General features: G+C 55.6%; 12 protein-coding genes. 6 read left to right on the top strand and 6 right to left on the bottom strand.

Translation table 11 applies throughout. The annotated features are described in order from the left end of the window. Nucleotides 1-311 precede the first annotated feature (311 nt). From ACYQ11_RS19720 to ACYQ11_RS19695, 6 genes are all read left to right on the top strand, one after another. Nucleotides 312-509, top strand: coding sequence for a hypothetical protein (locus ACYQ11_RS19720; protein WP_459925540.1), 198 nt, complete (start codon nucleotides 312-314; stop codon nucleotides 507-509). Between the two features lie 219 nt (nucleotides 510-728). After that, nucleotides 729-1586 (top strand): SAM-dependent methyltransferase, encoded by an 858-nt coding sequence (locus ACYQ11_RS19715; protein ID WP_459925539.1) that lies wholly within the window; start codon nucleotides 729-731, stop codon nucleotides 1584-1586. Between the two features lie 245 nt (nucleotides 1587-1831). Next, complete coding sequence (locus ACYQ11_RS19710; RefSeq protein ID WP_459925538.1) at nucleotides 1832-3889, top strand: TonB-dependent receptor plug domain-containing protein; 2058 nt, start codon at nucleotides 1832-1834, stop codon at nucleotides 3887-3889. A gap of 10 nt (nucleotides 3890-3899) precedes the next feature. Further along, on the top strand, nucleotides 3900-4625 hold the full coding sequence (locus tag ACYQ11_RS19705; protein ID WP_459925537.1) for a DUF4198 domain-containing protein: 726 nt from the start codon (nucleotides 3900-3902) through the stop codon (nucleotides 4623-4625). Further along, nucleotides 4622-5104, top strand: a complete 483-nt coding sequence (locus ACYQ11_RS19700) for a hypothetical protein (RefSeq protein ID WP_459925536.1) — start codon at nucleotides 4622-4624, stop codon at nucleotides 5102-5104. The genes ACYQ11_RS19705 and ACYQ11_RS19700 overlap by 4 nt, the downstream gene beginning before the upstream one ends. A gap of 175 nt (nucleotides 5105-5279) precedes the next feature. Next, complete coding sequence (locus tag ACYQ11_RS19695) at nucleotides 5280-6407, top strand: ATP-binding response regulator (protein WP_459925535.1); 1128 nt, start codon at nucleotides 5280-5282, stop codon at nucleotides 6405-6407. 109 nt (nucleotides 6408-6516) lie between these two features. Here ACYQ11_RS19695 and ACYQ11_RS19690 read toward each other — a convergent pair whose 3' ends face one another. The 6 genes from ACYQ11_RS19690 to ACYQ11_RS19665 all read right to left on the bottom strand — a co-directional run bounded on the left by ACYQ11_RS19690 (nucleotide 6517) and on the right by ACYQ11_RS19665 (nucleotide 16601). After that, nucleotides 6517-7743: a serine hydrolase domain-containing protein gene (locus tag ACYQ11_RS19690; protein WP_459925534.1), complete on the bottom strand. Its 1227-nt coding sequence runs from the start codon at nucleotides 7741-7743 to the stop codon at nucleotides 6517-6519. A 354-nt stretch (nucleotides 7744-8097) separates the two neighbouring features. Beyond that, a complete protein-coding gene (locus ACYQ11_RS19685) occupies nucleotides 8098-8646 on the bottom strand; it encodes a hypothetical protein (protein ID WP_459925533.1) in 549 nt (182 codons plus the stop codon). Between the two features lie 643 nt (nucleotides 8647-9289). Then, on the bottom strand, nucleotides 9290-12355 hold the full coding sequence (locus tag ACYQ11_RS19680; RefSeq protein WP_459925532.1) for an efflux RND transporter permease subunit: 3066 nt from the start codon (nucleotides 12353-12355) through the stop codon (nucleotides 9290-9292). Between the two features lie 13 nt (nucleotides 12356-12368). Further along, the gene (locus tag ACYQ11_RS19675) at nucleotides 12369-13508 is read right to left on the bottom strand and encodes an efflux RND transporter periplasmic adaptor subunit (protein WP_459925531.1); all 1140 of its coding nucleotides are present in this window, start codon (nucleotides 13506-13508) and stop codon (nucleotides 12369-12371) included. A 37-nt stretch (nucleotides 13509-13545) separates the two neighbouring features. Then, nucleotides 13546-15936 (bottom strand): TolC family protein, encoded by a 2391-nt coding sequence (locus ACYQ11_RS19670; protein WP_459925530.1) that lies wholly within the window; start codon nucleotides 15934-15936, stop codon nucleotides 13546-13548. After that, entirely contained in the window at nucleotides 15927-16601 is a 675-nt protein-coding gene (locus ACYQ11_RS19665; RefSeq protein ID WP_459925529.1) for a TetR/AcrR family transcriptional regulator, read from the bottom strand. The genes ACYQ11_RS19670 and ACYQ11_RS19665 overlap by 10 nt, the downstream gene beginning before the upstream one ends. Nucleotides 16602-16646: the final 45 nt, after the last annotated feature.

Below are 16646 nucleotides of genomic sequence, written 5' to 3'. Positions count from 1 at the left end.
TTTCCCCTTGAGAAAAGCTACAGATTTATTAACCACCCGTTCGCTGCGCTCACTGAAGAACACAAAGGATCACGAAGAAAAGCCCACTATTTACATACTTCTTCGTGCTCTTCGTGCCCTTCAGTGAGCAACGCGAACGGGTGGTTTAACAATTGAAAAATCACCTCCAACTTGAGCGAAGTGCATAACCAGATTATTCATTTGGAAAAAACTCCGGCTTTGCCGGAGGTGTCTGACTTCGGCGGCCAGGCCCAGATGATGGCCGAAATGAAACAGTCCAGGCCGCCAAAATCCCTCTTCGGCCCCGGGCAATGACCACCATTGCCGTTATGGTGGGCTTTATCCCCCTGGCCCTTTCCACCTGTTTTCAAATCGAGGCCCACCGTTTCCCCATGTGGCATTACCGCCGTGATCCCACCCATGTTGTGTTCTATCGTGAAACGACACTGCGCCATCTGGCCCGGCATTTCGGCTTTCGCTGTGACATTCCGTTAAAAAATGCGTGTTGATGAGGAAGCCATCCGCGACCTCGCGTTGAGACCTTGACTTTTCCCATGACCCGTGCTTTTTTGCTGAGAACGACGATGACGTCATGAAGACATCTCACAACAAAGCACTTAAGATTCAAATCATGTCGGCCACGAAGGCCTGGACACCAACAGTCCCGATCCTTCGTGGCTTTTTTGCTTTTCACACCCGATTCAGGGACTAAAGGGAGGTCGTTTATCATGTCTTTAAAAAGGTTGTTCACCGGTGTCTGTTGCATTTTTTATTTCATGACTCTCAACACCAGCCCTGCCATGGCAGGAAACACGGGCAAACTTTACGTGGTGGGCATGGGACCGGCGGGACCTGATCTGACAGCGCCGAGGGCCTTGTCCATTGTGGAAAAAGCGGATGTGCTCCTGTGTTCCCCGCGAATGCCCCAAAGATTTTCAGCATTCGGTCATACCATCGATCCGTCGAAAATCGCCTTTGATCCCTGGCAGCGCGTCTTCGGCAACGACTCAAAAAACCTCAAACAAACACATCCCAAAGCCTACGCAGAGGAGCTTGACCGAAGGCGATCCGAGGTTCAGGCTTTTCTTCTGGAAAAAATAAACGAGGGAAAAACCGTGGTGATGATGGACGGCGGCGACCCTTGCGTGTACGGCCCGTCACTCGAATACATTCTCAAGGGATTCGATGATCGTCTGTTCGAGGTGATACCGGGCATGGGCGCCGTCAATGCAGCGGCCGCCGCTTTAAAAAGGCCGCTGACCATGGAAGACACAAGGTTCGTAATGCTGGCCTCCTTTGAGTCACTGTTTGGAGAAGGCCCCGAACCACACGATGACATGATCAAGGACCTGTCGAAATACAAAAGCACCCTGGTTCTCTACATGTCCATCCGATCCATGCAAACCCTCACGGACCGGCTCGGGAAATACTACCCGGACGATCTCCCTGTGGCCGTCGTCTACTTCGCCGGATATCCTGACAAGGAAAACGTGGTCAAAGGGACCCTTACAACCATCGCCGAGCGAGTAAAAAAAATCGACGAAGCGTGGCTCGGTCTTGTGATCATCGGTGAACCCGCACGATAGTGGATAACCTTTTCCATAGGCCAGGTATTGACAAACCGTTTGCTTGATCGAGAAAACCGTTCTTGACTTTTTTTTGGGCCTGTGATTTTTAATCCGTATTAAAAAACGCCACGAAGGTGTTTTGGCACAGACGTTTGATGATCATGACTTAAGCCACGAAGGCTGCTGAACCGGAACCCGGTTCGACCTTCGTGGCTTTTTTATTTTCTGAAAGCCCGTATCCGAAAACGAAAGGAAGACCGAGCATGATGACGAAATGGAAAAAACCCCTGATGATGGTGCTGCTGCTGCCCCTTCTCGGCACGGCAGCTTCGGTATCGGCAGACGAGGTTCACCGCCTCGATGCGGTGGTGGTGTCGGCCACGCGAAATGAAATCCCCGTGTCCGACGCGGCCCAGAGCGTGACGGTCCTGACGGAAAAGGACATCATGGCCTCGCCCTTCGATCGGGTCGAAGACCTGGTGCGCAGTCTGCCCGGCATGTACAATTTCAGGCATTTCGGCCTCCAGACCAACGGCATCGTCAGCCCCCTCAAGATGCGGGGGGTGGGCAACAACCGGGTGTTGATCCTTGTGGACGGGGTGCCCCAGAACGACAACTTCAACAACGCCATCGCCTGGGTGGGCTGGGGGCATATCCCCAGGGAGGCCATCAAACGCATCGAGGTTCTCCGGGGTCCTTCCTCGGCCATGTACGGTTCCGAAGGCCTGGGCGGGGTGATTCACATCATCACCAAACATCCCAGGGGCGAGCGACAGACCAGCCTCAAGGCCGAAGGCGGATCGGCAGATACCTGGTCCGGTGATGCCTTCCACAGCCAGGGCCTCGGCGACATGGGGTTCCTGCTGGCCGGCGGCTATCATGAAAGCGACGGGTTTTACATGAAAGATGATCTGGAACCCTATGAAATCAAACGTTATCGCGAAACAGGCAAACTCTTTGGCAAGGCCGCATGGGATTTTGGCCCCTCATCGTATCTGACCTTTTCCGCCCTTTACTTCGACCAGAACGCGGGCCAGGGCCGGGAATTTTTTCACAACGATTTAAAACTCGACCAGTACTGGCTGAACCTCAGCCATGACACCGACCGTTTCGGCATCAAAGGGCTTCTTTATCTGAACCGAGCCGACAAGACCGCCTTTCAGGATACGGCAAACGACAACTACACCTCTGCCTTCCGGGATGAAAACTTCAAGGGCACCCAGACCTGGGGCGGCGATGTCCAAACCACCGTCTTCGATTTCAAATCCCTTCAACTGACCGTGGGAACGTCCTACAAACAGGCGGAGCTTGATTACGACGAGGATTACCATACCTCGACACGGGATGCCGGGGCCAAAGGAACCCAGACTTTTGTGTCGCCCTTTTTCAACGTGGACGCCCGTCTGCTGTCAAACCGCCTGATCGTGAATCTGGGTGGGCGCTACGATAGAATCGAAACCGATGACGGTGCCAACTGGGACACGGCGGCCGGCGCGGGGCGACCGGCCTACGACAACCAGTACGACCGGGAAAGCGCCGATAGTTTTTCACCCAAACTCGGCCTTTCCTGGCACCCGGATGACAAAACCACGCTGCGTGCCTCCGGCGGCAAGGGGTTCCGCGCCCCCAGCCTGTTCGAACTGTACAAGGTTCATGTGCGCGGCGGCGGCACTTACTACCGTGAGGCAAACCCCAACCTCGATCCCGAGGAAATCTGGTCCTGGGACATCGGCGCCGAACGCAGTCTGACCGACACCCTCCGGGCCAAAGCGACCTTCTACCAGTCCTTTGCCAAAGATTACATCGGCGACCGTCTGATCGGCACCGCCCCCATATCCGGAGGACGGACCCGCTACGACTACCAGCTGGACAACATCAGCAAGGTGGATATCTACGGCATCGAGGCGGAACTTTCCTGGTATCCGGCGGCCGGCCTGAGTGTCTTTTCCAACTACACCTTCAACATCTCCAAGGTGGACAAGGATGATGAGAACGCGGCCCTCGAAGGCAACTACCTGCCCAACGATCCCCGTCACAAATTTCACGCAGGCCTGCGGTACGACAATCCGGACATCATCAATGCCTCACTGACCGGCAATTACTACACAGACATCTACTACGACAACGAAAACACCCTGAAGACCAGCGACTACTGGACGCTTGACCTCGCCCTGTCCCGACGGTTCCTCGATCGGTTTACCGCCTATCTGAACATCGAAAACCTGCTTGACGAGGAGTATCCGATTTTCCTTTCGAATTCCACAGGCAACACCATCGCCCCGGGCCTGATCGCAACGGTCGGCCTTAAAATCGATTTATAAGGAGAAACGCATGAACACACCCGTAAAACGTCTCGTTGTACTGGGCCTGTGGGTGATGGGAGCCGCTTTGTTTACAAGCCCCGCTTTGGCCCATCACCTCTGGGTTATCCCTGAGGCCGATGGTTACGCCGTGGCCCGGGGGACCATGCCGGACACCACGGAGGCTTACAATCCCATGGCCGTCACCGCGATCCGGGCCCTTGGTTCCGACGGTACCGAATATTCCCTTTCACGCGAGGACGGAAAAGACCGGGCCTTTTTCAAGGCCCCCTTCCCCGCTGTCGCGGCGGTGCGCTGCGACTGGGGCCCAAGGGTCACCACCACCCGGGGCAAAAAACTCATGTCCCGTTCGGACGCGGAAAAACAGGGATTCAAAGTCATCAAGGCCTTCGTGTCTACCCAGACATCCAAGACGGTATTCCAGGACGGCGAGGTGCTGACCCGTCCCCTGGGCCTTATCTTCGAACTGGTGCCTGAAACCGGCCCCCTTGGCCTGACCCCCGGGCAAAACGTCAACATCAAGCTGCTGTTTGAGGGCAAGCCCCTCAAACAGGTGGACATCACAGGCCCTGATTCCGTAAAAACCCGTACCGATGACCAGGGCATCGCCGCCGTAACGCTGTCAAAAACGGACTGGCAGGTCATTTCCGCCCGTCACCTGGTGGATCTGCCCAATGAAACAGAACTTGATTACCATCAATACATGACCTTCTTCATATTCAGGATGAAACCATGACCATGCGCTTGATTCTAACCGCTTGTTTTCTGATGCCGGCCATCATCATCACACCCGGAAAAATCTTCGCCCACGGCACGGCCCACCGCCTGCTCGATCCCTCCGGAACCCTGGCCGTGTCGTTTTTTTACTCGGACGACACCCCCATGCAGTATGCCGAGGTGCTGGTATTCAGCCCCGCCGATCCGAACATCGAACATCAGAACGGCCGGACCGATAAAAACGGGATGTTCGCCTTTGTGCCCGACACCGACGGCACCTGGACAATCACGGTGGAAGACGGCATGGGCCACGCGGAGAAAGCCCAGATCCGCGTGGCTCCCCAAAACGCCCCGCTTTCGCCGGATGACAATCGGCTTAAAAGCGATCTTGAGCGCCCCGCCCTTTCGAGGCCTGTGGCCGCCATACTCGGCCTGAGCCTCATCCTGAACCTGGCCGGTGCGGGTTATTGTCTCAAACGCCGACGGTCTCGGGATTGAAGCTAAAAAACAGCCGCGGCTCCCGGCCCTTATAATGAAAAAAAACTCAAGTTTTTGCCGGATACGACCGAAAAATTTGTAAATTAAATATCAATGCCGTTAACGTTGATGGGCAAAGCGCAGCGTGCCCGTCACGACCTTAAGTCAGATGACATTGGATCCCATGGATGCATGCGTGGATAGCCCCCAATCCGACCCCCTTCACATTCTTGTGGCCGAAGACAGCCTCTCGGCCCGGATGAGCATTGTCAACAGCCTGAGCGGCCTTGATGTCGTCATTCACGAGGCGGACGACGGAGCTCCTGCCCTTGAGTATCTGAAACAGGAAACGCCGGTCATTGATCTGGTGCTCAGTGATCTGATCATGAAAACCATGGACGGGGACGAACTCTGCCGAAAAATCAGAAACGAGTTGGGGCGCAGAGAACTTCCGGTCATCATCTTAAGTTCCCAGACCGACAAGGACACCATAATCCGGCTTTTCAAGGCGGGGGCCACCGATTACCTGTTCAAGCCCTTTATCCCTGAAGAACTGGTGGCGAGGATCAGCGCCCATCTCGAACAGCGCAGACTCACCAAAATCCTCGAGTACCATATCGTGGAACTCGAGGATCTGAACCGCATGAAGGACCACTTTCTCGCGGCCTGCTCCCACGATTTCAGATCGCCCCTCCAGGGCATTCTGGGCTATACCGAGCTGATAATGAAAACCGGATCACCGGCTGAAAACCACCGGTCCTACCTGACCAAGATCATGACCGCCGGCAAACAGCTCCAGGACATGATCGAGTCCCTGCTCGATTTTTCCCTGGTCACCCAGAAACGGGAAGATGTCCGCATGTTCCCGCTGAACCCGGCAGATCTCCTCGACAATTGCGTTTCCACGGCGTCCTCATCCGCCATGCTGAAAAACATTTCCATTGTCCAGGCGTCGTCCGGGACCATCCCTCTGATCAAAGGAAACACCAACGCCCTCACCCGGGTGTTCAACAACCTGTTGTCCAACGCCGTGAAATTCACCCCGCCGGGCGGGCAGATCACGCTGTCGTGTACCCATCAGATCAACGACAACACCCTGTGCGTCGCCGTCACGGACAACGGCATCGGCATTCCGCCGGACATCCTGCCCACCATCTTCGATCGCTATTCCAAAGGCTCCCGAAAAGGGACCCGCGGTGAAAAAAGCACGGGCCTCGGCCTGTTCATCACCCGTCAACTGGTCGAGCTCCACGGAGGAACCATCAGCGTCGACAGCCGCCCCAACGCGGGGACCTGCTTTACGGTGACGCTGCCTCTTTCCTGACGGCTTTTCAGCCTTCATCGGAAAGAGACCGCGCTACGGTACCGCAAAAGGTGTCCTGGGAAATGACGGAAACATCCTCCTCGACTGAATCAATGTATTCAATCAAAAACTATTCGTTATTATCCTTAAAATCATTGAGAATATCCTCGACCAGACCATCCAGATCCACCAGGTCTAACCCGGTCGTTGAATTATTTGCATTTGTCATTATGACAACCGTGATGCGCTGATTTTTTTCATATCTCATCACGTTTTTATAGCCAGGCGCAGACCCGCCATGGCCGTATAACCCTCCAATCGTACCGTCATCGTATGTGAAATCGTCATACCCGACACCATAGCCGTAGGTATTATCTGCAGGCGCTGAATCTTTAATCTCCGTTCTCACGTCAGAAGTGACAGCATCGCCGTCCGCATCATAAAGCTCAAATCCCCACCTGGCCAATTGATTCGGAGTCGAGATGATGCCTCCCGCTGCCCAGGTGCCTCGACCCACGCCATCATAATAATTGAAGGTGGGATAGACACTGAAAAGGGCAAGGCTCATATCCATAAAGGTTCCCAGCGGCGGTGTCGTGCCATCACCAAAAATATAGGCGTCATCATAGGGATGGGCGATGGTGGTGTAGGGAATCGGATCCTGAGGTGCAAGACAGGCATCGATGCCCAGAATGTTGAAAAATTGATCCGAAAGGAGACTATTCAGGGTGTCGCCACCCATGTGTTCGGCAATCATTCCTAAAAGAATGTAGTTTGTATTGGAATATTGAAAGCCCGCCGCGACATTGAACGGGAGAAAGACGATATTATTCAGAATGTCTGCGGGTTTCCATGTGGTGTAAGCCGGATTGCACATGGCCAGCAACGGCGTGAGGTTTGCGGCATAGTCAGGCATACCCGACGTGTGGTTCAGGAGTTGCTCGACCGTCGCATCAACGTTTATGTTCGTTGTGTTGAACGAACCATAATCGGCCTGATCATTCAATAAATCATCGACGGTATCGTCAAGGGAATAGAGGCCATCTTCAATTTGTGAGAGTATCAGCGCAGAGACCATGGTTTTTGTGATGCTGTATGCATAGCCCGGTGTGGACGTCGTCATATCGACACCCGTTTCGGCATTTCCTGCGGCATAGGTCCACATGGCATACCCATCTTTATACACCGCAACGGAAATCCCGCTATTGTAAGTTGCCGCAGCCAGTGAATCATCCACCGATGTTTTAAAGGCCGCTCTGGTGGCCTCTGAAAACAGATTGGAGCTGTCATGATGACTGTCACTCGAACAGGCTGCAAACACAAACAGCAGCGAAAAAAACAAGATGATTTTTTTCATTTTTTAATTCTCCAAATTTGCATTTTTTAAAAGAACTGACACGAGTTACGTTTGTTTGTAGCCCAATAGAACCGTTAACATACGTAAATATTGTTCCGGAACTATAATATGAAACGCTTTTAATACGCAAACATATTTAATGGTAAATCATACCATTGAAAGATGCCGCCTCCAGAGAAAGCAAGGTGCCCATCAGTTTGAAAAAACGATATTATTATTTGATGAACTCGTAAAAAGTCATCAAAGGACGGCATTGGAATGTAAGTCGGAAACCCAATAGTGGGGAAGAGGCGTGCAGGCTCCACGGTGAATCATATCCCTGAATCAGGGACATGATTACCAGGGAGCGCCTGCTTATGCGAAGGACCGGGCGAACAGATCCTCGAGGGCTTTTCTGCCTTCAGCGGAAAGAGACCGTGTGCCGGTACCGCAAAAGGTGTTGTGGGAAATGACGGGAACATCCTCTTTCCAGTCGTTGTCAATCCAGCTGAACCAGACGTTTTTTGTCTGATCGAACACGCTGACCGGCCGGTTGAAGAACTTGGCAAGTTCGACGCCCCAGCCCGTACCGCCTTTGACCGTCTTGTCGTCCTGGATCCAGCCCACGGCAAACACCTGCAATCCCTTGTTCACCATATGGAAAATCACCTGGAAGACCTTGCGGATCCTGTCGGTCTGTGCATAGCGTCGTCCCATGCGTTTGGAGACGATTTCCATGCTGATGTCGCCAAGCTTGAGGTCGTTGTCCGAAAGAATCAGGACATTCCGATTCCGGTCCGGTTCATGCCCCTGAAAGGACAGTGTCGTCTCTTTGACGCCGTATTTTTCCGCAAGTTCACCAAAGGCTTGTTCAGCTCCTTTGAGACCGCCGCTGAAGAAACTGAAATCTGAAGCTTTTTTCATAATTACCCCTGTTATTGAAACGTTAAATTTTTGAGACAGGCGAATGGTTGTATACGAAACGAATGGAATAGGCAAACGAAAAAGATTCTTATTTTTATCACATCACCACGTGCCGGACAAGGGGCAATTACCAGGGCCATCGCATGTATGATCTTTAAAACGCATGGCCTCTTCCTGCGGGACGGATCATGCCGTTCACGTTTACGGTCATGAGAACGCACGTTCGCGATGGTGGCGCCAAGCAGTGACAAATCATGATCCCTTCGTGCTCTTCGTGTTCTTCAGGGAGCGCAGCGACCGAGTGGTTGAATGGTTTGACCACGAAGCTCACGAAGAGCACGAAGGAAAAGAGCCGTGGCTCTTTTCTGTCATGACATGGGATCGTTGCCGTGCGACATGCCCCGGCATGTCCGGATTTACTCTTTGTGTCTGTGTGAGAGCCCTAAACCGGCTTCCCCGATGTTACGTAGGTTTTTTTGTTTTCTCACGGAGACACCAAGGCACAGAGAAAACATGACCATGCCAAGGGCATGGTGCACGACGTCAGGCTGAGTAACACCACGTGCAGATCCAGGCGATTGCCCCGATTCAGGAAAAACTCAATCAACCGGGCACATACGTGCGATTGCCCGGGGCGAATGACCTACCCCACCTTTACCCTGAAAAACAGGGAATACAGCATCGGTACCACCCCGAGGGTGATGACGGTGGCGAACAGCAGGCCAAAAATGATGGCGATGGCCATGGGCCGGAACATGGGACCGCCGCCGATCCACAGGGGAATCAGACCGCCGGCCGTGGTCAGCGTGGTCAACAGGATGGGCCGAAGACGCCGCTGGGCCGCCTCGACGATGGCCCGCTGCGGCGGAAGCCCGTTGTCCTCGATTTCGATGCGGATGCGGTCGAGCAGCACATTGGCGTTGTTGATGACGATACCCGAAAGGGCCACGATACCCAGAAGGGTCATGAACCCGAAATAGGACCCTGCGACCAGAAGACCGCAGGTCACCCCGATCATGCCTAAGGGTACGATGGAAAGAAGGATCAGCGGTCGCCTTATGGAATTGAACTGGGCCACCAGAAGCAGAAGAATCAGCATGGCTGCAAAGGGAAGCTGCTCGGCGATGGACGCATTGGATTCGGCGGACTTTTCCGCCTCCCCCGCGATGTCGTACCGGTAGCCCAGGCCCCACTGCCGTTTTCCCCCGTCCAGCCAGGATGTCAGGGCCTCATTGATCTCAAGGGCATTGTAGCCGTCATACAGATCCGCATAGACTTCCACGGTTTTCAGCCGGTCCCTTCTGAGGATCTTGGACTGTTCCCAGACGACCTCCACGTCGGCCACCTGCTTGAGAGACACGGATCGTCCGCCTGCCAGGGCATAGACATTGAGACTTTCGAGCTTGGACATGTCCGTCCGGTCCGCAGCCACCGAACGCAGGGTAATGGGAATCAGATCGTCGTTTTCGCGATAACGGCCGATGGTCACCCCGCTGAGCATGGACTGGAGCGAAACGGCGATATCCTGACTGCTGACCCCGGCCCGCCGGGCCCGCTCCTGGTTGATCCGGACCACCAGCTTCTTGGTGCGCATCCCCCAGTCGTCGCCGGTCTGGCGGACACCGGGCATCTGACGGAGACGTTCTTTAACCTGATCGACCAGAGCGAGAAGCCGGTCGGTCTCTTTTCCGGAAAGCCTCACCGCCACCGGATGATTGACCGGCGGCCCCACGGGAAGACGGGCGATCTTGACGGTCAGGTCCGGCAGACAGGTGTCGCAATAGTGCTCCAGCCTTTGAATGGCGGGCATGACCGCTTCGAAGTTTGTGGTGTTGATGATCATGTAAGCCACGCTGGATTCCGGCGGTTCGGGACTGTAGGGCAGAATGTAACGCGGTGCGCCCTTTCCGATAAAACTGCCCCAGTTGACGACCCCCTCTTCCCGATCCGGACCGATCATCAACTCGGACCGGATAAACCGTTCGAGTTCGGCCACCTGCCGCTCTGTGTAATGAATGTCCGATCCCGGAGGGGTCCGAATCAAGGCCGTGATGATGCTGCGGTCCGAATCGGGCATGAAGCGTTTGGGAACATAGCGGAAACCGGCCATGGCCGCGACGAACAGCACGATGATCAGGCCCAGAACCGGCAGACGATGCCGGAGCATGGCCTCGATCATCCGTCTGTACCATTTATAAAAAGGCGTCTGGTAGCTTCCTTCGCCGTCAGAGCCGGCGACCTTGAGAAACCGGACACACAAAAGCGGAATCACGGTCAGCGCCAGGAACCATGAACTGACGAGGGTGATGGACACCACCTTGAACAGGGGCGCCGTGTATTCCCCCACCGAGGATTTCGCCATGAAAATCGGGAGAAAGGCCAGGGAGGTGGTGAGCGATGCCGTCAATAATGGGCGGGCCAGCTCTGCTGCCGAATCAATGGCCGCCTGTTTGACGGGCTTGCCTTCCCGGCACTGGGTCATGATGGATTCGCTTATCACGATGGCGTTGTCAACCAGAATGCCCAGGGCGATCAGAAGGGCCGCCAGGGAAATCTGATCGATGCCGATGCCCAGAAACCGCATGACAAGAAGGGCCATCATGATGGTCACCGGAATCAGGCCGGCCACCAGCACGCCGGTTCTGAGACCCAGGGCGATCAGCATCACCGCAATGACGATGGCGATGCTCTGGAAAAGGTTGTCCCTGAAATTGCTGACGCTGCGATGGACCCGGTCGGGCTGAAACGCCAGAAAGTCGAACTCGATTCCGATGGGATACAGTTCAAGTATCCGATTTCTAAGCTCACTGACCTCTTCTCCCAGAGTCAGGATATTGCCCCCGTCACGCATGGATATACCCAGCCCCAGACAGGGTACGCCGTTATGGTGCATGATCGAGGACGGCGGGTCGATGTACCCCCGGGTCATGGATACCAGATCGCCCAGGTACACGACCTCGTCCTTGCCCGGCAGGGTCACGACGGTTTTCAGGATTTCTTCGGCGGATTCGAAATTGCCCGTGGGCTCGAGGGCGATGCGTTCATGCCCCGCCGTGACGGATCCGCCGGGGATAATGATGTTCCGCCCGTCTAAAATCTGCCGGACATACATGGGTGACATGCCCAGTTCGGCCAGCCTGGAATTGTTGAACTCGATGAAGATCCGCTCGTCCTGGGCTCCGTAAATATCCACCCGGGCCACGTCGTCGATGCACAGAAGCTCGTCCTTGACCTCATCGGCGATATCCTTGAGCTCGGCATACCTGAACCCCTCGCCGGTCAGGGTCATGATAATGCCGAACACATCGCCGAATTCATCGTTGACAAAGGGACCGATGATTTCATCGGGCAGATCCGTGCGGGCGGCGTCCACCTTGCGACGCAGATCGTCCCAGATGGGACGGAGTTTTTTGTACTCGTTTTTGATGTTCACATAGATGATGGAAATCCCGGTGCGGGATTCGCTTTTCACATAGTCGAGCTCGGGAATTTCCTGAACAGCCTTTTCCAGCTTGTCGGTGACCAGCCGTTCCACCCGCTCGGGACTCGCGCCGGGGAAATAGGTGCTGACCATGGCGGTCCGGATGATGAATCCCGGATCTTCGGCCTGGGGAATGTGTTTGGCGGCAAGAAGACCGCCGATGATGATCACGGCGACCAGCACAACAGTCAGACGATTCCACCTAAGGGCCAGGGCGGTAAGATTCATCGAAGAGTCCTTTTCAATTGAGATGGGCCGCATCGCCGGGCGCCGGGCGTTCGAAGGGGGTGTGGTCGAGCAGACGCACCGTCATGCCTTCTTCGAGACGACTGATGCCCGCGGTGATCACCCGGTCGTTGTCCATGAGCCCCGATGTGACCGAAAGGCCTTCGGATACCAGCTCGCCGGTTTCCACCTTAACCTTTTTGACCGTGCCGAGCCCCTTTTCCGTGGGAATGACCAGATAGACAAACCTCAGGCCCCTGTCCTCCGCCACACAGTGAGGCGGAACGTAAATGGCCGTCGAGTCCTCGGACCCGAACACAAAGGTCACGCTGGCCGCCATCCCGGGCTTGATCAACGAACCGTTTGAGGCGATGGACAGGGTCACCGGATAGGTGTTGGCAAAGCGGGTGGCGGCCACCCCCACTTCCCTCACCGTTCCCTCGAAGGTTTTTCCGGGAAGGGCGTCGAAGTGAACGGTCGCGGCGTCACCTTCGGCGATGCGTGAAATCAGAACCTCGGGGATGGCCACCTGGACCTCGGGCGAGGTTTCGGACGTCAAAACCACGGCGGGCTGACCGGCGGCGATGTTTTCACTTTCATCGACCAGAACCTGGGACACGGCCCCGGTGAAGGGGGCTAAAAGTTCGGTGTAGCCCATTTTCAACCGGGCCAGTTCCAGCTTCTTTTCAATGGACCGGACCTGGGCCTGGGCCGAATCAAAGGCGGCCCGGGAATTGTCGAGATCGCTCTTGGAGACGGTGTCGTTCTCGTAGAGTTTGCGGACCCGTTCATAGTTGGACGAAGCGTTCAGGGCCTGGGCGGTCGCCAGGGCCAGCCCTGCCTCGGCGTCCTGGACCTGGAGCATGTAGTCTTTGGGATCCAGAACGGCAATGATCTGACCGTTTTGAACCGTATCCCCGACCTTGACCGCCACACGGCTGACGGTACCGGGCACACGAAAGCTCAGGTTGGATGTCAGGGAGGATTTGGCTGTTCCGGAAAACACCCGGGTTCTGAGCCCCGCCGACGAGGTGACCACCTCATATCTCACCGGCCGGATCACCTCGGTTTCCTGTGTGTCATTGTCTGTGCATCCCATGGCGGTCAGCGTCAGGATCATTCCGACGATCATGCCGTAAATCGACCTCTGTTTCATAGACACCCTCTTGTTATCCAAATGAAATTAAAACGGTTCAGGAGCCGGCCTGGCCTTCAAATCGGTCGAGACGCCGGAAAAAATCATCGGCGACCGAGTCATTTCCTGAAAAATCGATATGGCCGATGGCCCGCTGAACCCCCAGCATATCGATGACGAAATCGTAGACGGCGTTGTCCGCCCCCAGGTCCGCCATCATCGAGGCGTTCTGGGCATCGAGAAGATCGATGATCGACACCATGCCCCGGGCATAGGCATCGGTCACCAGCTCGAGATTTTTCGCGGCTGCCCGGGCCGCGTCCCTGGCCAGGGCGATCCCCCGGTAGGAGGCCTTGGCTTCCTCGAGCATAAACCGGATCTTCTCTTCGATCCGGGCGGCGGCGGACTGACGCTCCATGCGCAGCGCTCCCAATTCTTCACGGGTTTTGAGATAATCGGCTGTTTTGGCGCCACCCGTGAACAGGGGAAACGAGGCGTTGACGGCCACACTCCAGGCCGTTTTGTCCCGGGCATCGGCCACCTGACTGAATCCGTCCCGGTCGAACACATCGCTGATCTGTCCCTTTAAGGCCACTTCGGGCAGATAATGGGCCCGCCGGGCGGACAGCACCTGCTGTTTCCCTGCTTTGAGCGCCGCATCCAGGCGTTTGAGTTCAGGGGCCCGGTCAAGACCTTCCTGAACCATGAAATCGTTGAACCGTCGAAGTTTTTCCGGAGTATTCACCCGGGGCAGAAACCGCTCGTCGCTGATCAGAAGGACCGGATCGGAGACGCTGACCTCGTCGAGGGCCGTCTCATGGGACAGGGGGTACCCCAGAATCCGGTTGAAGGCGCCCGCGGCCTGGGCCACGGAGGCCTGGGCCGCAAACCTCTCTTTTTTCTTTTTGGCAATTTCGCTTTCCCAGCGATAGACTTCGGAGGCACCGGCCGTGCCCACGGTCTGACGGGTCCGGGCCCGGTTCAGGTTGGCCTCGGTCAGCTTCAGGTTGTTGGTAAGAATCCGTTCAAAGGTGCGTGCCCTAAGCACATTCATGTAAGCCCTTGCCGCTTCAAGACACAAATCCAGCTTGAGGGTTTCAAATTCCTGAAGGCGTGCCTCCTGGAGGTGTTTGACGGACCGCCAGCCGGACCAGGCCTTTTCGGAAAAAAGCATCTGGCCGGCGGTGATGCCGGCGTCCCATTTTTTTTCCGATTCCGTGCCGAAACTCAGCTCGGCGCGGTTTTCGTCGATCACGATACCGGTGCTTTCGAGGGTCACTTTAGGAATCAGATACGATCGGGCCTTGTTCACCTCCTGTTCGCCTGCGGCTACCCGGTTCCGTCCGGCGGCCATGTCGGGATTTTGTGTGAGGACCGTCTCCATCACCGTGGCCAGATCGAGTCGGGGCAGATTACGGTTATCCTTCTCGTGAATCAGTTCCGCCCGGGCCAGGATATCCCACTCCGGATAAAAGCCGATCAATCGGGCCGTTTCCATATTGATGACGACGTTGCCCTGATCGGAAAAGGACGAGTCAAAGACATCGGGGCTTTCCCCCAGAAGAATCCGCTGCACGTTCAATGCGATCCGACGGATCAGCCGCAGGGACTCGGCGCCGTAGGTCAGACCGGCCAAAAGCCCGCGCGTGACGTCACTTCGGCCCAAAAGAGAAAAACCCGGAAGTTTTCGACGGTTGAGCCCGTCGATCAGACGATCCAGTTCCGCAAGGGGAAAACTGAGCAGCGGTGCCACAAGCACACCGTCCACCGTGTCCGGCAAACGATCGAGTACGTCATCGGCACGGTCTCCGGCCGGCAGGACATCCAGCCTCACCTGCCGGTCAGCCCCGGCTTTTTCGTAATAGGCGGCAAGACCGGGGACGGCGTCGAGCACATGGCGATCCACAATCAGGGCCAGATGGGTAAACGCCTTGAAACGAAGAAAGGCATCGAGGGTCTTGTCGAATTCCCCGCTGGAAACGATGACGTTCAGGTTGGCCGGTAAACGGGGACGTCCGACATGGGGGTCGCCGATCTGTCCGGCGTACACCGATGAGGCGATGACGGGTTTGGACAGGGACGCATACGATGCGATCTCTGCCGATGCCATAACCCCGAGGCACAGAAGGATATCCACCTCGGGATCAGCCATCAGCGCGGCCACGGACCGGGCGATGCGTTCTTTGTCCCACTGTCCGTCGACCACCGCGTCCTCGTCGAACCGGACATCGAATTCTCCGGCTGTCAGTTCGATGATTTCATCGATCAGCATCTGCCGGTTCTGATGAAACAAGGGCGCCGGGCCGTCGTACACCACGCCGATCCCAACCCGGGGAAGCGGCTGTGAAAAAACAGGCGGACAGAAACAGACCAGCAGCACGGCCGCACACAGAAAACGCCCGAATCGTCGTATCTCCCCTGCCAAAGAGCCATCCCGGTTTATTCGCATACCGCGCCCCATTCCTGATGATGATCAGACAAATGAAGTGTTTTCAATAGATTATCCGCCGTGTAATTGGCAATCATATCCATCCAGTCCTGATCGTATTCCTTTTTCCCCAGGGTTTTCAGGACCGTCCATTTGGACACCACATAGTACTGGATCTGGGCCACCAGGTTGAACACCCACAGATAGGCCTCATTGACATCAAGATCCGGAATATGGCGAACCAGAAAATTCTTGATTCTTTCGGGGTCGGTGATGCTGGTGATCACCGGTTTGACCCTGGGATTGAATTCCTGCTTGGCCCGGATCAAGAGGATCCCGTACCAGTATGGATTGTCCGGGTTCAGAAAAAGAAAGAACATCCTGCGGATCATCTCGGAAAGCAGGGTCGTAAACGCTTCCTGTGACAGGGGGGACGGATCATCCAGAACCTCCAGGGCTTTTTCAAGGGCCAGTTTGTCCTCGATCACATGGCGGACACATTCCACGTAAAGCTGTTCCTTGTTCTCGAAATGATAATTCACCGAACACAAGGCGGTGCCCGCCGCTTTGACGATTTCGCGGATGCTGGTTCCGTCCAGCCCCCGAATGGCGAACAGTTCTCCGGCAGCGTCAATGATGGCCTGCCGTGTATCGATTCGTTTTTTTTTCGTGCGTTGCCGTACCATAGGAGAGCTCCTTTTTTTAGAACAAATGTATATACGAACGTTCGT

It is taken from the genome of Desulfatiferula olefinivorans (assembly GCF_054657895.1).
This window is presented reverse-complemented; position numbering and strand designations above follow the sequence as displayed.

Excerpts from the sequence above, each read along its gene's own strand:
- ACYQ11_RS19720 (WP_459925540.1), top strand. The coding sequence starts at position 312 with ATGACCACCATTGCCGTTATGGTGGGCTTTATCCCCCTGGCCCTTTCC.
- ACYQ11_RS19715 (WP_459925539.1), top strand. The coding sequence starts at position 729 with ATGTCTTTAAAAAGGTTGTTCACCGGTGTCTGTTGCATTTTTTATTTC.
- ACYQ11_RS19710 (WP_459925538.1), top strand. The coding sequence starts at position 1,832 with ATGATGACGAAATGGAAAAAACCCCTGATGATGGTGCTGCTGCTGCCC.
- ACYQ11_RS19705 (WP_459925537.1), top strand. The coding sequence starts at position 3,900 with ATGAACACACCCGTAAAACGTCTCGTTGTACTGGGCCTGTGGGTGATG.
- ACYQ11_RS19700 (WP_459925536.1), top strand. The coding sequence starts at position 4,622 with ATGACCATGCGCTTGATTCTAACCGCTTGTTTTCTGATGCCGGCCATC.
- ACYQ11_RS19690 (WP_459925534.1), bottom strand. The coding sequence starts at position 7,743 with ATGAAAAAAATCATCTTGTTTTTTTCGCTGCTGTTTGTGTTTGCAGCC.
- ACYQ11_RS19685 (WP_459925533.1), bottom strand. The coding sequence starts at position 8,646 with ATGAAAAAAGCTTCAGATTTCAGTTTCTTCAGCGGCGGTCTCAAAGGA.
- ACYQ11_RS19680 (WP_459925532.1), bottom strand. The coding sequence starts at position 12,355 with ATGAATCTTACCGCCCTGGCCCTTAGGTGGAATCGTCTGACTGTTGTG.
- ACYQ11_RS19675 (WP_459925531.1), bottom strand. The coding sequence starts at position 13,508 with ATGAAACAGAGGTCGATTTACGGCATGATCGTCGGAATGATCCTGACG.
- ACYQ11_RS19670 (WP_459925530.1), bottom strand. The coding sequence starts at position 15,936 with ATGCGAATAAACCGGGATGGCTCTTTGGCAGGGGAGATACGACGATTC.
- ACYQ11_RS19665 (WP_459925529.1), bottom strand. The coding sequence starts at position 16,601 with ATGGTACGGCAACGCACGAAAAAAAAACGAATCGATACACGGCAGGCC.